The sequence below is a fragment of the Burkholderia cepacia genome, assembly GCF_001039005.1.
GTDB lineage: Bacteria > Pseudomonadota > Gammaproteobacteria > Burkholderiales > Burkholderiaceae > Burkholderia > Burkholderia theae.
Window position 1 is genome coordinate 1 of the sequence record NZ_LDWR01000172.1, and the last position, 571, is coordinate 571.

The window sequence follows — 571 nt, forward strand, 5'->3', positions numbered from 1 at the left end:
CGACGACAGACCCGTCGACGTCGAAGTCGACAACGAAGTGATCGAGCTGTTCGCCGACGAGAGGCCGGTCGAGGTCGACGTGGACAACGAGGTGATCGAGCTGTTGGCCGACGACAGACCAGTCGAGGTCGAAGTCGACAACGAGGTGATCGAGCTGTTGGCCGACGACAGGCCGGTCGACGTCGACGTGGACAGCGAGGTGATCGAGCTATTCGCCGACGACAGGCCCGTCGAGGTCGAGGTCGACAGCGACGTGATCGAGCTATTCGCCGACGACAGGCCGGTCGACGTCGAAGTCGACAGCGACGTGATCGAGCTATTGGCCGACGACAGGCCCGTCGACGTGGAGGTCGACAGCGACGTGATCGAGCTGTTCGCCGACGACAGACCCGTCGAGGTCGACGTGGACAACGAGGTGATCGAGCTGTTGGCCGACGACAGGCCGGTCGACGTCGAAGTCGACAGCGACGTGATCGAGCTGTTGGCCGACGACAGACCCGTCGACGTCGACGTGGACAACGACGTGATCGAGCTGTTCGCCGACGACAGGCCCGTCGAGGTCGACGTGGAC

The 571-nt window shown here is 63.7% G+C and carries 1 protein-coding gene; it reads left to right on the top strand.

Annotation, left to right across the window (positions count from 1 at the left end; genetic code table 11):
* On the top strand, positions 1 to 571 hold a 571-nt coding region (locus tag VL15_RS43010; RefSeq protein ID WP_048252207.1), incomplete at both ends, for a hypothetical protein.